This is a genomic window from Agromyces sp. Marseille-Q5079, from assembly GCF_051016555.1.
In the GTDB taxonomy this organism is placed as follows: domain Bacteria; phylum Actinomycetota; class Actinomycetes; order Actinomycetales; family Microbacteriaceae; genus Agromyces.
Map to the genome: position 1 here is coordinate 339,899 of NZ_JBPEJF010000003.1, position 12,930 is coordinate 352,828.

Here is a 12,930-nt window from a genome sequence, read left to right on the forward strand (position 1 = left end):
CCCGACCGCCCCTTCCGAGGAAGCCGCACCCGTGCCACACCACCTCTACCTCGTCCGACACGGCGAACAGCTCGACGCCGAACACGGCCTCCAGGACGGCCCGCTGTCGCCGCGCGGCCGCCGCCAGGCCGAGCTCCTCGCCGAGCGACTCGGCGGCATCCCGTTCGACAACGCCTGGCACTCGCCGTTGCAGCGGGCCACCGAGACGGCCGAGATCATCGCCGCGAAGATGCCCTCGCTCTCACCCGAACCCTCGGCACTGCTCTTCGACTGCGTGCCGTCGGGTCCGGCGCCCGCGACCCCGAAGGCTTACGACGCGTTCTTCGGGTCCGTCACCGAGGCCGAGATCGAGGCCGGCACCGCCCAGATGGAGGATGCCGCGGCGGAGTTCCTCCGCTCGCACCGCGACGACCGCCACGACCTGCTCATCACCCACAACTTCGTGATCGGCTGGTTCGTGCGCGAGGTGCTCGGCGCGCCCGACTGGCGCTGGCTCTCGATCAACCAGGCCAACTGCGGCCTCACCGTGCTCACGCAGAAGTCCGGCCGGCCGTGGAACCTCGTCGTGCACAACGACCTCGCGCACCTGCCCTTCGAGCTGCGCACCGGTCTTCCCGAGCCCTTCGCGGTCTGAATCCCGGATGCCGCGGCCGGCGCCGCGCCCGAGGTGCCGCGCCCGACCCGGGTCAGTGCAGGCGCTTGGCGTACCAGGTCGTCGCGTTGGGGTTGTCGTTGTAGGGCTCGATCTCGACGAAGCCGCTCGAGCGGTACAGGCCGCCCGCGGCCGCGAGGCTCGCGTTCGTGTCGAGCACGAGCTCCTCGGCGCCGAAGCCTCGGGCGCGGCGTTCGAGCTCGACGAGCAGTGCGCGTCCGGCACCGCGCCCGCGCGCGGCATCCGTCAGCCAGAGGTGCTTGACCTCGTAGCGCACGAGCCCCGACTGCGGATCGGGATCGATGCGACGGATGCCGCCGCAGCCGATCGCCGTGGACTCGGCGCCGACCTCGTCGTCGACGATGAGGAACACCCCCGCGGGCGGCGTGAACGCGGCATCCGTCGGGAAGGTCGGCCGGTACTCGCCCTGCTCGGGCGGGAACCCCGCCGCGCGTTCGGCGAAGTACGCCGTGAGCATCCCGTGCGCCTCCGCGCCGCTGACCAGAGCCGTCCTGAACCGCATGGCGCCCAGCCTAATGGCGGCTTGCTAGGGTGATTGCGTGACGATACGGGTCGCCGTGGCCGGGGCCACAGGCAAGATGGGCAGACTGGCGACCACCCTCATCGAGGCCGCCGACGATCTCGAGCTGCACGCCGCGCTCTCCTCGACGTCCGAGCTCGACGAGATGCTCGGAGCCGATGCGGTCCTCGACGTCTCGCACCCCGCGGCGAGCCCCGGCATCGTCGAATTCGCCACCGGAGCCGGCATCCCCATCGTCGTCGGCACCTCTGGCTGGTCGGCCGACCGCATCGGCGACATCGAGCGGTTCGTGCGCGACCACGACGAGGCCGGCGCCGTGCTGTTCATCCCCAACTTCTCGATCGGCAGCGTGCTGGGCACGGCCTTCGCCGCGATGGCGGCGCCCTGGTTCGATTCCATCGAGATCGTCGAGGCCCATCACGCGGGCAAGGTCGATTCCCCGTCGGGCACCGCGGTGCGTACGGCCGAGCTCATCGGCGAGGCGCGCGCGGGCAAGGGCCCCGTCGCGGCGCCGCACGCCGACCAGCGCGCCCGCGGACAGCTCGTCTCCGGCATCCCGGTGCACAGCCTGCGCATGTCCGGCCTCCTCGCCGAGCAGCGCGTGATCCTCGGCGGCGACGGCGAGACGCTCACGATCGCCCACTCCACGTTCTCGCCGAGCTCCTACGAGGCCGGCATCCTGCTCGCGCTCCGCCAGGCGCCGTCGGCCGTCGGGGTCACGGTCGGCCTCGGCACGCTCATCGGCCTCGACCTGCCCGCCGCCGGCGGCGGCGAGTGATCGCCCGCGCCGGGCGGCGCCTCGCGGTGCCGCCCATCCTCCGCGGAGCCGCTCGATGACCGCGAAGGTCGGGGCGCTCGCCATGGCGGTCCTCCTCGTGATCTACGTCGCGCTCGTCGGCTGGCGCGCGGTGCAGTTCGTCGGCACCGGGGAGCCGATCGCCATCGCCATCGGCATCGCCCTCCTCGTCATGCCGATCATCGCCGCGTGGGCGATCTGGCGCGAGCTCGCCTTCGGCGTCCGCTCCCAGGCCCTCGTCAAGCGCCTCGAGGCCGAGGGCGGCACCGATCTCGGCATCGAGACCCGCGAGAGCGGTCGCGCCGATCGCGCCTCCGCCGACGCCGAGTTCGCGCGGTTCCGCGCCGAGGCCGAGGCCGAGCCCGAGTCGTGGCGCGCCTGGTTGCGCCTCGGCATGGCCTACGACGCCGCCGGAGACCGTCGTCGCGCCCGCTCGGCCGTGCGCCGCGCTATCGAACTGGAACGGGCCGGCTGAGCATCGCGTCGAGCGCGGACTCGACGCTCTCGTGCTCGAAGGCGAACCCGTCGTCGACGAGGTGCTGCGAGGACACCTTCTGGCTCGCGAGCAGCAGCTCGTCGGCGGCCTGCCCGAGTACGAGGCCGAGCACGCGTTCGGGCACCGCGAGGGCGTACGGACGTCGCATGCGCTCGGCCAGGGCGCCCAGCACGCGATCGGCGGTCGCCGGCGTCGGCCCGACCAGGTTCACCGGGCCCGAGAGGTCGGAGTCGAGCAGGTGGACGATCGCGCCGACCTCGTCGTCGAGCGCGATCCACGGCCAGTGCTGGCCGCCGGTGCCGAGGCGCGCGGAGACGCCGAACCGCGTCAGCATGCCCACGGTGCGCATCGCGCCGCCGTCGCCGATGACGAGTCCGGTGCGGAACGTCACGGTGCGCGTCGCATGCGGAGCGAGCTTCGCGGCGCTCTCCCATTTCTGCACCACGTCGGCGAGGGTTCCCGTGCCGGCGGGCGAGGTCTCGGCGAGCAGTTCGCCGGGCCGGTCGCCGTAGTAGCCCACGGCGGAACCGCTGAGGAAGACGGCCGGGGGAGTGCGCGCCTTGCGCATGGCGTCAGCGAGGGTGCGCGTCGCGGTCACCCTCGACGCGAGGATCTCCGCCCGGTACCCCTTGGTCCAGGGAAGGTGCGAGAGCGAGGCGCCCGAGAGGTTCACGACCGCATCGACGCGGTCCATGACCGTGAAGTCGATGATCCCCGCTGCGGGCGACCAGGTGACCTCGTCCGCCGATTCCGCGCGCCGGCGCACGAGCCGGAGGACGTCGTGCCCCTCGTCGGTCAGGCGGCCGACGAGTGCGGTGCCGATGAAGCCGGACGCGCCGGCGATGAGCACCCGCACGTCAGGCGAGTTCGGCTTCGATCGTGATCGGGATGCCGGTGAGGGCCTGCGAGATCGGGCAGTTCTTCTTCGCGTCGTCGGCGAAGGCCTCGAACTGCTCCTCGGTCAGGCCCGGGACGCGCGCACTCACGAGGAGGTGGCTGCCGAGCACGCCGCGGCCGGCCTCGAACGTGATCGCCGCGGTGGTCTGGATGGACTCGGGTGCGTGCCCCGCGCCCGTGAGCGCATGCGCCAGCGCCATCGAGAAGCACGCCGAGTGGGCTGCCCCGAGGAGCTCCTCGGGGTTGGTCGTGCCGGACTCGCCCTCGGAGCGCGCCCTCCAGTTCACGGGGAACTCGGCCACCTTCGACGAGTCCAGCTTGGTCGTGCCGGAACCGCCCGTGAGGGTGCCGGTCCAGACGGTGGTCGATTCACTCGTGACGGCCATGGGTCCTCCTCGTCGAGCCGGGATCCCAGCCTAGCCGCGACGTCGGTGCCGTGTCAGGCCCGCTGCACGATGCGCGCCCGTACGAGCAGCAGATAGATCTGGCATCCGAGGCAGTAGTCGAACACGGCGTTCAGGAACGCCGCGATGAAGGCGATCGCCGCCGCGATCGGAACGGCGTAGACGCTGCCGAAGAGGGCGAGCACGACGCCGACGATCGTGACGATGAAGCCGACGAGCTGGGCGAACGTCGGCGGGCGCGGGTCCTCGAGCTCGGTCGGTGGCGCGAGGCGCGGGCGCACGAGTACACGGAAGAGCACCCCGAACGGATGCCGCCGCACGCCCGCGACCGCACCCCACAGGAAGATCGCGGAGATCGCCGCGAGCAGCACCCAGGCCGCGAGCGCGGCGCCGGCGACCGAGAGCACGACGACCGCGAGCAGCAGGACCGCGGTGATCGCCGCCGAGAAGCGCGGGGCGCGGGGATCGATGCCGGCGGGCGCGCCGGTCGTGGCGCCGGCGTCGGAAGCGGCGGATGCGGCGGGTTCAGGATGCGACATGGGGACTCCGGGTGATGGTCTCGAGGTGGGTGCGGACGGCCTCCGGGCGGGGGACTCCGCCGATGCGTGCGGTCGTGGTGCCGTCGGCGCGGAGGATCAGCGTCGTCGGCGTCTGCCGGACGTGGAACCGGTCGGCGAGGTCGGCGCGGTGCGTGAGGTCGATCTCGACGTGCCGAACGCCCTCGTAGCCGTCGGCGACCGCGGTGAGCTGTCGCGCCGTCGACGGGCAACGGCTGCAGTACTCGGTCGAGAACTGCACGAGCGTGGCGGCGGCGCCGAGGTCGGCGTCGTCGAGCCCGAGTGCGGCGGCGGACGCGCTGCGCGTGGTCGCGGCATCCGTCGTCGTCGCCCTCGCCGTCGTCGTGGAGCGCACCCGGCCGGTGCGGGCCCGCCAGACCAGGCCGACGGCCGTCGCGAGCGCGGGCAGGCCGAGGCCGACGATGATCGCCGCCTGCCAGTCCATGCGCCAAGGGTACGAGCGCCCCGGAACGGCGTGTCCAGTGTGACGACGGATGACGCGCCGATCCGCCGTGCGTGCGGCGCGTCACGCGGCATCCGCCGGATGTCGGCCCCGATGCCGGTGGGCGGGGTTAGCATCGAAGCGATGTCCGAGACGATTGCGACCCCGTACGAAGACCTGCTGCGCGACGTGCTCGAGCACGGCACGCGCAAGACCGACCGCACCGGCACGGGCACCACGAGCGTGTTCGGCCGCCAGTTGCGGTTCGACCTCGCCGAGGGGTTCCCGCTCGTCACCACGAAGCGCGTCCACTTCAAGTCCATCGCCTACGAGCTGCTCTGGTTCCTGCAGGGCTCCTCGAACGTCGGCTGGCTGCGCGAGCACGGCGTCACCATCTGGGACGAATGGGCCGATGCGGCGGGCGAGCTCGGGCCCGTCTACGGCGTGCAATGGCGCTCGTGGCCGACGCCGAACGGCGAGACGATCGACCAGATCTCCGACGTCGTCGACCAGATCCGCCGCAACCCCGATTCGCGCCGGCTCATCGTCTCGGCGTGGAATCCCGCCGACATCCCCGACATGGCGCTCGCGCCGTGCCATGCGCTCTTCCAGTTCTACGTCGCCGACGGCAAGCTGTCGTGCCAGCTCTACCAGCGCAGCGCCGACCTCTTCCTCGGCGTGCCGTTCAACATCGCGTCGTACGCCCTGCTGACCCACATGATCGCGGCGCAGACCGGGCTCGAGGTCGGCGACTTCGTCTGGACCGGCGGCGACTGCCACATCTACGACAACCACGTCGAGCAGGTGCGCACGCAGCTCGAGCGGGCGCCGTACGCGCCGCCGACACTGCGGTTCGCCCGCACGCCCGACTCGGTCTTCGACTACGAGTACGACGACTTCGTGATCGAGGGCTACCAGCACCACCCCGCGATCCGCGCGGCCGTCGCCGTATGAGCTCGAAGCCCGCGAACCCCGCTCCGGCCTCCGGGCGGCCTCGCATCGGGCTCATCTGGGCCGAGGCCGAGGGCGGCGTCATCGGGCGCGACGGCGGCATGCCCTGGCACGTGCCCGAGGACCTCGCGCACTTCAAGGAGGTCACGCTCGGCGCTCCCGTGATCATGGGCCGCAAGACGTGGGACTCGCTGAACCCGAGGTTCCGCCCGCTGCCCGGCCGGCGCAACATCGTCGTGACGCGGCAGCGCGCCTGGCGGGCCGACGGCGCCGAGGTCGCGTCGTCCGTCGAATCGGCGCTCGACCTGGCGCACGGCGTCGATCGGGTGTGGGTCATCGGCGGCGCCGAGCTGTTCGCGGCGGTCATCGGCATCGCCGATCGTCTCGAGGTCACCGAGCTCCGGCACGCCGACGGGGGGTTCGCGCCGGCCGACGGCGACGTGCTGGCGCCGGCGATCCCCGCCGGCCTCGAGGCGTCGCGCGAAGGCGAGCGCACGTCGACGAGCGGCATCCGCTACCGATTCGTCAGGTTCGCGGCATCCGCTCGACCCGATAGCCTGTAAGGCGTGACTCAGGAAAACCCCTTCGGACAGGTACTCGTCGCGCTCGTCACCCCGTTCACGGCTGACGGCGAAGTCGACTGGCCCGGGGTCGAGAAGCACATCGACGACGTCATCTCGGCGGGAGCCGACGGCATCGTCGTCACGGGCACCACGGGCGAGACCTCCACGCTCACCGACCCCGAGAAGATCCGCCTCGTCGAGGTCGGCAAAGACGTGGCCGCGGGGCGCGCCAAGATCATCACGGGCGGCGGGTCGAACGAGACCGCGCACGCGATCGAGCTCTACAAGCACTCCGAGCAGGCCGGCGCCGACGGCATCATGATCGTCACCCCGTACTACAACAAGCCGACCCAGGCGGGCATCCTCACCCACTTCCGCATGGTCGCCGATGCCACCGACCTGCCGGTCATCCTCTACGACATCCCGGGCCGCACGGGCGTCCCGATCAAGTACGAGACGATCGTGCGCCTGGCCAAGCACCCGAACATCCTCGCCGTGAAAGACGCCAAGGGCGACTTCTCCGAGGTGAGCCGGGTGCTGAACCAGACCGACCTCATGTACTTCTCGGGCGACGACGCGAACGCGCTGCCGCACCTGGCCATCGGGGCGACCGGGCTCATCGGCGTCACGGCGAACATCGCGCCGGCGCCGTACCGCACCATCGTCGACGCCGTGAACCGCGGCGACCTGAAGGCCGCGACCGAGGCGCACCGGCAGCTCGAGCCGCTCGTGCGCGCCGTCATGACCCACGTGCCCGGCACGGTGGCCGCGAAGTACATCCTGCACGGCCTCGGCCGCATCTCGAGCCCGCGCGTGCGCCTGCCGCTCGTGGGTCCCGAGGAGTGGGAGGCCGCGCTCATCGAAGACGAGATCGATCACGTCCGCGGAATCCCGGGCGTCGACTTCCGCAACTTCCGACCCGACCGCAACGCCGCCGCCGGCGGTGCGCTGCCGAAGGTCGCCGGCACCACACGCTGAACCCGCGGATGCCGCGACGACCATCGTCGCGCCGCATCCGCCCCGAGACATCCGCGGCCCCGAGGGTCGCACCGAACTGAACACCGAAACCTGAAGGAGGGCCCATGCCCGATTCCATCATCGATCCTGCCCCGCTGACCCCCGGGACGCTTCGCATCATCCCCATCGGCGGCCTCGGCGAGGTCGGCCGCAACATGACGAGCTACGAGATCGACGGCAAGATCCTCATCGTCGACTGCGGCGTGCTCTTCCCCGAGGAGCACCAGCCGGGCGTCGACCTGATCCTGCCCGACTTCGGGTTCCTGCGCGACCGCATCGACGACATCGTGGGCGTAGTGCTCACGCACGGCCATGAAGACCACATCGGCGGCGTGCCCTACCTGCTGCGCCTGCGCGCCGACATCCCCCTGATCGGGTCGCAGCTGACGCTCGCGCTCGTCGAGGCGAAGCTCAAGGAGCACCGCATCAAGCCGTACAGCCTCACGGTGAAGGAGGGTCAAGACGAGGAGATCGGCCCGTTCGACCTCGAGTTCATCGCGGTCAACCACTCGATCCCCGACGCGCTCGCCGTCGCGATCCACACCGACGCCGGCACCGTGCTCGCCACGGGCGACTTCAAGATGGACCAGCTGCCGCTCGACGGCCGGCTCACCGACCTGCGCGAGTTCGCCCGCCTCGGCGAGGAGGGCGTCGACCTGTTCATGGTCGATTCCACCAACGCGGATGTCCCGGGCTTCACGCCGCTCGAGCGCGCGATCGGCCCCGTGCTCGACGAGGTCATCGCCCGCGCCCCGCGCCGGGTCATCGTGGCGAGCTTCTCGAGCCACGTGCACCGCGTGCAGCAGGTCCTCGACGCGGCCCACCAGAACGGTCGTCGCGTGGCGCTCCTCGGTCGCAGCATGGTCCGCAACATGACCATCGCCGCAGACCTCGGGTACCTCAACGTGCCGGCGGGCGTGCTCGTCGACTACAAGAAGGCCGGCGACATCCCCGACGACAAGATCGTCTACATGTCGACGGGTTCGCAGGGCGAGCCGATGGCGGTGCTCAGCCGCATGGCCAACCGCGACCACCAGATCGAGGTCGGCGAGGGCGACACCGTGATCCTCGCCTCGAGCCTGATCCCGGGCAACGAGAACGCCGTCTACCGGGTCATCGACGGCCTCACGAAGCTCGGCGCGAACGTCGTGCACAAGGGCAACGCGAAGGTGCACGTCTCCGGACACGCGGCCGCGGGCGAGCTGCTCTACTGCTACAACATCCTGAAGCCGAAGAACGTGCTGCCGATCCACGGCGAGTACCGTCACCTGTTCGCGAACGCGAAGCTCGCGCGCGACACGGGCATCCCCGAGCGCAACACGTTCATCGGCGAGAACGGCACGGTCTACGACCTGCTCGACGGCGAGATGAAGGTCGCGGGCCAGCTCGACCTCGGGTTCGTCTACGTCGACGGCTCGACCGTCGGCGAGATCACCGATGCCGACCTCAAGGACCGCCGCATCCTCGGCGAAGAGGGCTTCATCTCCGTCATCATCGTCGTGGATGCCGCAACCGGTCGCATCATCTCGGGGCCCGAGATCCACGCGCGCGGGTTCGCCGAAGACGACGCCGTGTTCGAGGAGGTCAAGCCGAAGATCTCGGCGGCGCTGCTCGATGCCGCCCAGAGCGGGGTGCGCGACTCGCAGGCGCTGCAGCAGATCGTGCGCCGCACGGTCGGCACCTGGGTCAACCGGCGCCTGCGTCGTCGTCCGATGCTCGTGCCGCTCGTCATCGAGGCGTAGGCGAGCCTCCGGCTCCATCGGTTCACAGGGGCGGTTCGGGACATCCCCGAGCCGCCCCTGAATCATCCCCGAGACGGATTCCGCTCGCGGCATGCGCGCCGATAGCGTTGGGCGACCCGTTCGAACCCTACCGATGGAGGCGCAGCCGTGGGCGTCTGGCGCAAATGGATCTTCCCGATCGTCCGAGTGGTGCTGGTGGCGGCGATCGCCGTGGCACTGGTGAAGCTCGCATTCTTCCCGGATGCCCCGCAGGCCGACGCCTCGTTGCAGCCGACGGGCACGATCTCGGAGCCGCAGGTCCAGGTGGCGCGTGCGTCGATCCGCAACGACGTCGTGCTCGCGGGTTCGGTGTCGCCCGATCCCGCCGTCACGATCAAGGCGACGGCCAACGGCACGGTCGACGAGGTGTTCGTCACGCCCGGCCAGGTGGTCGGCGAGGGCGACGTGCTCTTCGACATCAAGGTGGTCGACGAGCCGGTCGAGACGACGACCGTCGGTCCCGACGGGGTGCCGATCGTCTCGCTCGCCCAGCCGGGCCACCATTTCGAGAAGGTGCTCGCGCCGATCTCGGGCGTGCTGACGGGCTTCGAGGTGCTCTCGGAGCAGCCGATGGCGGTCGGCCAGGCCGCGGGAAGGGTCGCGCCTCCGTCGTTCCAGGTCACGGCGCCGCTGAGCCCCGAGCAGCAGTACCGGCTCACGCAGATGCCGGCCGAGGCCGAGGTGGTCATCGCGGGCGGCCCTGCGCCGTTCGCATGCACGGGGCTCACGATCTCGGCGACGGATGCCGCGGCCACGGGTGATGCGGACCCGGCGGCCGACACCGCGGGTGCGGGTGCCGGTGCGACGGTGCGATGCTCGGTTCCGGCCGAGGTGAAGGTCTTCTCCGGACTCACGGCGGAGGTGACGATCGCCGCCGGAAGCGCCGACGACGTGCTCTCGGTGCCGACGACGGCGGTCGAGGGCGGCGCCGAGACGGGTGTCGTGTGGCTGGTGGGCGAAGACGGCGAGGGCGCGGAGCACCCGGTGACGCTGGGCCTGACCGACGGCATGAACGTGCAGATCGTCGACGGTCTCGCCGAGGGCGACGCCGTGCTGCAGTTCGTGCCGGGCGCACCGGCGCAGCCCGACTGCGAGATGGATCCGGCGGCGTGCGCCGGCATGGTCATGGGCGCCGCCGAGTGACGCTGATCACGCTCGAGGGCGTCGGGCGCACGGTCGAGCTCCCCGATGCGCCTCCGCTCCAGATCCTCTCGGCGGTCGACCTCGTCATCGACGACGGCGACCGGGTCTCGGTCGTCGGGCGTTCGGGGTCGGGCAAGTCGACGCTGCTGAACCTGCTCGGCCTGCTCGACCGCCCGACGAACGGCGAGGTCCGCTTCGACGGCGCCGACGTCCGGCGCCTGTCCGACGGGCGGCTCGCCCGGCTCCGCGGCGCGTCGATCGGCTTCGTGTTCCAGCAGTTCAACCTGCTGCCGGGCCGCACCGCGATCGAGAACGTGATGACGCCGCTCCTGTACGACCGGGGTGCGGCGTTCTGGCGGCGCGAACGGCTGGCCACGGCGATGCTCGAGCGCGTCGGCCTCGGCGCGCGGCTCACGTCGATGCCCGATCGCATGTCGGGTGGCGAGCAGCAGCGCGTCGCGATCGCGAGGGCGCTCGTCCGGCGGCCGAGGCTCATCCTGGCCGACGAGCCCACCGGCGCCCTCGACCTCGAGACCGGCGCGACGGTCATGGAGCTCATGGAGGAGGTCGCGCGCGAGACGGGTGCGGCGCTCGTGACGATCACGCACGATCCCGCGATCGCGCGGCGCGCGGTGCGGCATCTGCGGCTCGAGGCGGGCCGACTGGTCCCGCTCGACGAGGTCGGTCCCGCCGCCATCGGCGGTGGCGGTGGCGGTCGCGAGTTCGGCGGCGACGGCGACGCGGATGCCCCGGGCGTCGCGCCCGCGGCATCCGGAACCGCATCGGCACGTGAACCCCAGCCCGAGGGAGCGAGCGCATGATGTCGTTCCTGGGCCGCGCCGTCACCGGCTTGATCTCGACGTTCGTGGAATCGGCCGAGGAGCTGCGCATCCACCGCACGCGCGTGCTGCTCTCGCTCGTCGGCGTCGCGATCGCGGTGTTCGCGCTCACGACGGTGCTCGGCGCCGCCGCGGTCGCGCAGCAGGCGCTGAACGAGAGCAACGAGCGCAACTCGGGCCGGCCGGCGATGCTCTCCGCGAGCGTGTACTCCACGTCGATGGACGGCGCGGTGCCCGACCCGAGCCGCATGACCGAGGCGTGGCGGACCGTGGTGGCCCGCCATGACATCGCGTACGAGACGCGGGTCGGTTACGGCGCGCTGACGGCGCAGTTCGTCGACGGGGCGACCCCGGTCGACTCGACGATCGTCGATGCCGACTACGGCACGATGCACCGCACCCCGATGCAGGAGGGCGCCTGGTTCGTCGAAGGCGACGTCGATCGCCTCGCTCCGGCGCTCGTGGTCAACGTGCCCTTCTGGCAGGACCTCGGTTCGCCGTCGATCGCGTCGCATCCGACGGTCGAGCTCCGGGGAGCAGACGGCCCGGTGACGGCCGTCGTGATCGGGGTCGTGCGCACGTCCGACTTCGAGACGTACCCCCGTTCGTTCGTGCTGGCCGACGCCGTCGAGCGGCTCGGTCTCGTCGGCGCCGGGACGACGAACGGCTACCAGTACGAGGCCTGGGTGCCGACGGAGGTCGCCGACGCCCTCGTCGAGCGGGTGCGATCCGAGTTGCAGGCGGCCGCGCCCGGCATGCAGGCCGACGTGTACCGGCAGGACTACCTGGCCTGGGAGGGCGGCGACCCGCTCCTCGTGCTGAAGCTCGTCGTCGCGGGCGTGGCCGTGGTGATCCTGCTCCTCGGGGCGCTCGGGCTCGTGACGATCTCGCTCGTCACCGTGAAGTACCGCATCCGCGAGATCGGCATCCGCCGCAGCTTCGGCGCGACCAGCGGCCGGGTGTTCTTCTCGGTGATGATGGAGAGCGTCGTCGGCACCGCCGTCGCGGGCGGCATCGGCGTCGCGCTCGCCATCGTGGCCGTGAAGAGTCCGTTGTTCGAGCAACTCGTCGGACAGGGCATGGTCGAGGACTTCCCGCCGTTCCCGATCGATGCGGCCCTGATCGGCATCGCGTCGTCGGTTCTGGTGGGCGCGCTCGCGGGGCTGCTGCCCGCGCTCACCGCGGTGCGGGTCCGGGTGATCGACGCGATCCGGTTCTGAGACCCGTGCGGTCCGGCGGCGGGCGAAACACCGCCGAAACGGGCGTGCCGTAGCCTCCGCTCATGGCGGACTACACGATTCGCCCGGCTGTCGTGGGCGACGGGTCCTTCCTCGCCGACATGGTGGTCGAGGCGGCCAACTGGCGGGTGGATGCCACGCGCCCGCGCCCCGCGGTGCTGAGCGATCCGGTGTATCGCAACTACATCACGGGCTGGCAGCGCCCGGCCGATCGCGGGTTCGTGGCGGTCGACGCGCAGGAGCGGCCCATCGGGGCCGCCTGGTACCGGCTGCTCGCCGCCGACGTGCCGGCGCACGGGTTCGTCGCGGCGGGGGTTCCCGAGCTCATCATCGGCGTCCGTCCCATGTGGCGAGCCCAGGGTGTGGGGCGTGCACTCATGCAGCAGCTCGCGGATACCGCGCGTACGGCGGGTTTCTCTCGCCTCGCACTGAGCGTCGAGCACGGCAACTACGCCGAGGGCCTGTACCGCAGCGAGGGGTTCGCGGTCGTCTCCTCGCGCGGCAATCGCGACACCATGGTGCGCCTGCTCGGGTGAGTCCGGCGTCGGCGCGGCGATCGGCGCGGTGATCGGCGCGCCCCCGTGGATCAGGGACACTCGCGGCGTCCTGACCG

At 71.5% G+C, this 12,930-nt stretch carries 16 protein-coding genes; 11 read left to right on the forward strand and 5 right to left on the reverse strand.

Annotated elements, in window-relative coordinates:
• Positions 1-31: 31 nt before the first annotated feature.
• Positions 32-634: a histidine phosphatase family protein gene (locus ACR3IO_RS09040; RefSeq protein WP_434070861.1), complete on the forward strand. Its 603-nt coding sequence runs from the start codon at positions 32-34 to the stop codon at positions 632-634.
• 52 nt (positions 635-686) lie between these two features.
• Here ACR3IO_RS09040 and ACR3IO_RS09045 read toward each other — a convergent pair whose 3' ends face one another.
• Positions 687-1,175 (reverse strand): GNAT family N-acetyltransferase, encoded by a 489-nt coding sequence (locus tag ACR3IO_RS09045; protein ID WP_434070862.1) that lies wholly within the window; start codon positions 1,173-1,175, stop codon positions 687-689.
• A gap of 37 nt (positions 1,176-1,212) precedes the next feature.
• Between ACR3IO_RS09045 and ACR3IO_RS09050 the strand changes: the two genes are divergently transcribed.
• Together ACR3IO_RS09050 and ACR3IO_RS09055 are read left to right on the forward strand one after the other, a co-directional pair.
• Positions 1,213-1,971 carry a 4-hydroxy-tetrahydrodipicolinate reductase gene (locus ACR3IO_RS09050; protein ID WP_434070863.1) on the forward strand — a complete coding sequence of 253 codons (759 nt, stop codon included), beginning with the start codon at positions 1,213-1,215 and terminating at the stop codon, positions 1,969-1,971.
• A gap of 55 nt (positions 1,972-2,026) precedes the next feature.
• Positions 2,027-2,464, forward strand: a complete 438-nt coding sequence (locus ACR3IO_RS09055) for a hypothetical protein (protein ID WP_434070864.1) — start codon at positions 2,027-2,029, stop codon at positions 2,462-2,464.
• Here the strand turns inward: ACR3IO_RS09055 and ACR3IO_RS09060 are convergent.
• Genes ACR3IO_RS09060 through ACR3IO_RS09075 form a run of 4 tightly spaced genes read right to left on the reverse strand, consistent with a single transcriptional unit; the run spans position 2,439 to position 4,788 of the window.
• Complete coding sequence (locus ACR3IO_RS09060; RefSeq protein ID WP_434070865.1) at positions 2,439-3,341, reverse strand: TIGR01777 family oxidoreductase; 903 nt, start codon at positions 3,339-3,341, stop codon at positions 2,439-2,441. The two genes, ACR3IO_RS09055 and ACR3IO_RS09060, sit on opposite strands and share 26 nt — an antisense overlap.
• A 1-nt stretch (position 3,342) precedes the next feature.
• Positions 3,343-3,768 carry an OsmC family peroxiredoxin gene (locus tag ACR3IO_RS09065; RefSeq protein WP_434070866.1) on the reverse strand — a complete coding sequence of 142 codons (426 nt, stop codon included), beginning with the start codon at positions 3,766-3,768 and terminating at the stop codon, positions 3,343-3,345.
• A gap of 53 nt (positions 3,769-3,821) precedes the next feature.
• A complete protein-coding gene (locus ACR3IO_RS09070) occupies positions 3,822-4,325 on the reverse strand; it encodes a DUF4395 domain-containing protein (RefSeq protein ID WP_434070867.1) in 504 nt (167 codons plus the stop codon).
• Positions 4,312-4,788 carry a thioredoxin family protein gene (locus tag ACR3IO_RS09075; RefSeq protein ID WP_434070868.1) on the reverse strand — a complete coding sequence of 159 codons (477 nt, stop codon included), beginning with the start codon at positions 4,786-4,788 and terminating at the stop codon, positions 4,312-4,314. Before ACR3IO_RS09075 ends, ACR3IO_RS09070 begins: the two co-directional genes overlap by 14 nt.
• A gap of 141 nt (positions 4,789-4,929) precedes the next feature.
• Between ACR3IO_RS09075 and ACR3IO_RS09080 the strand changes: the two genes are divergently transcribed.
• The 8 genes from ACR3IO_RS09080 to ACR3IO_RS09115 all read left to right on the forward strand — a co-directional run bounded on the left by ACR3IO_RS09080 (position 4,930) and on the right by ACR3IO_RS09115 (position 12,853).
• Positions 4,930-5,739 (forward strand): thymidylate synthase, encoded by an 810-nt coding sequence (locus ACR3IO_RS09080; RefSeq protein ID WP_434070869.1) that lies wholly within the window; start codon positions 4,930-4,932, stop codon positions 5,737-5,739.
• The gene (locus ACR3IO_RS09085; protein WP_434070870.1) at positions 5,736-6,299 is read left to right on the forward strand and encodes a dihydrofolate reductase; all 564 of its coding nucleotides are present in this window, start codon (positions 5,736-5,738) and stop codon (positions 6,297-6,299) included. The genes ACR3IO_RS09080 and ACR3IO_RS09085 overlap by 4 nt, the downstream gene beginning before the upstream one ends.
• Before the next feature lie 3 nt (positions 6,300-6,302).
• Positions 6,303-7,277: a 4-hydroxy-tetrahydrodipicolinate synthase gene (gene dapA / locus ACR3IO_RS09090; RefSeq protein WP_434070871.1), complete on the forward strand. Its 975-nt coding sequence runs from the start codon at positions 6,303-6,305 to the stop codon at positions 7,275-7,277.
• Between the two features lie 104 nt (positions 7,278-7,381).
• Entirely contained in the window at positions 7,382-9,058 is a 1,677-nt protein-coding gene (locus tag ACR3IO_RS09095) for a ribonuclease J (protein WP_434070872.1), read from the forward strand.
• A 147-nt stretch (positions 9,059-9,205) separates the two neighbouring features.
• A complete protein-coding gene (locus ACR3IO_RS09100; protein WP_434070873.1) occupies positions 9,206-10,240 on the forward strand; it encodes a biotin/lipoyl-binding protein in 1,035 nt (344 codons plus the stop codon).
• Positions 10,237-11,061, forward strand: a complete 825-nt coding sequence (locus tag ACR3IO_RS09105; RefSeq protein ID WP_434070874.1) for an ABC transporter ATP-binding protein — start codon at positions 10,237-10,239, stop codon at positions 11,059-11,061. The genes ACR3IO_RS09100 and ACR3IO_RS09105 overlap by 4 nt, the downstream gene beginning before the upstream one ends.
• On the forward strand, positions 11,058-12,299 hold the full coding sequence (locus ACR3IO_RS09110) for an ABC transporter permease (RefSeq protein WP_434070875.1): 1,242 nt from the start codon (positions 11,058-11,060) through the stop codon (positions 12,297-12,299). Before ACR3IO_RS09105 ends, ACR3IO_RS09110 begins: the two co-directional genes overlap by 4 nt.
• A 62-nt stretch (positions 12,300-12,361) precedes the next feature.
• Positions 12,362-12,853: an N-acetyltransferase family protein gene (locus tag ACR3IO_RS09115; protein WP_434070876.1), complete on the forward strand. Its 492-nt coding sequence runs from the start codon at positions 12,362-12,364 to the stop codon at positions 12,851-12,853.
• Positions 12,854-12,930 lie beyond the last annotated feature (77 nt).

Coding starts and splice junctions, on each gene's coding strand:
- ACR3IO_RS09045 (WP_434070862.1), bottom strand. CDS start 1,175: ATGCGGTTCAGGACGGCTCTGGTCAGCGGCGCGGAGGCGCACGGGATG.
- ACR3IO_RS09055 (WP_434070864.1), top strand. CDS start 2,027: ATGACCGCGAAGGTCGGGGCGCTCGCCATGGCGGTCCTCCTCGTGATC.
- ACR3IO_RS09065 (WP_434070866.1), bottom strand. CDS start 3,768: ATGGCCGTCACGAGTGAATCGACCACCGTCTGGACCGGCACCCTCACG.
- ACR3IO_RS09070 (WP_434070867.1), bottom strand. CDS start 4,325: ATGTCGCATCCTGAACCCGCCGCATCCGCCGCTTCCGACGCCGGCGCC.
- ACR3IO_RS09075 (WP_434070868.1), bottom strand. CDS start 4,788: ATGGACTGGCAGGCGGCGATCATCGTCGGCCTCGGCCTGCCCGCGCTC.
- ACR3IO_RS09080 (WP_434070869.1), top strand. CDS start 4,930: ATGTCCGAGACGATTGCGACCCCGTACGAAGACCTGCTGCGCGACGTG.
- ACR3IO_RS09085 (WP_434070870.1), top strand. CDS start 5,736: ATGAGCTCGAAGCCCGCGAACCCCGCTCCGGCCTCCGGGCGGCCTCGC.
- ACR3IO_RS09095 (WP_434070872.1), top strand. CDS start 7,382: ATGCCCGATTCCATCATCGATCCTGCCCCGCTGACCCCCGGGACGCTT.
- ACR3IO_RS09110 (WP_434070875.1), top strand. CDS start 11,058: ATGATGTCGTTCCTGGGCCGCGCCGTCACCGGCTTGATCTCGACGTTC.
- ACR3IO_RS09115 (WP_434070876.1), top strand. CDS start 12,362: ATGGCGGACTACACGATTCGCCCGGCTGTCGTGGGCGACGGGTCCTTC.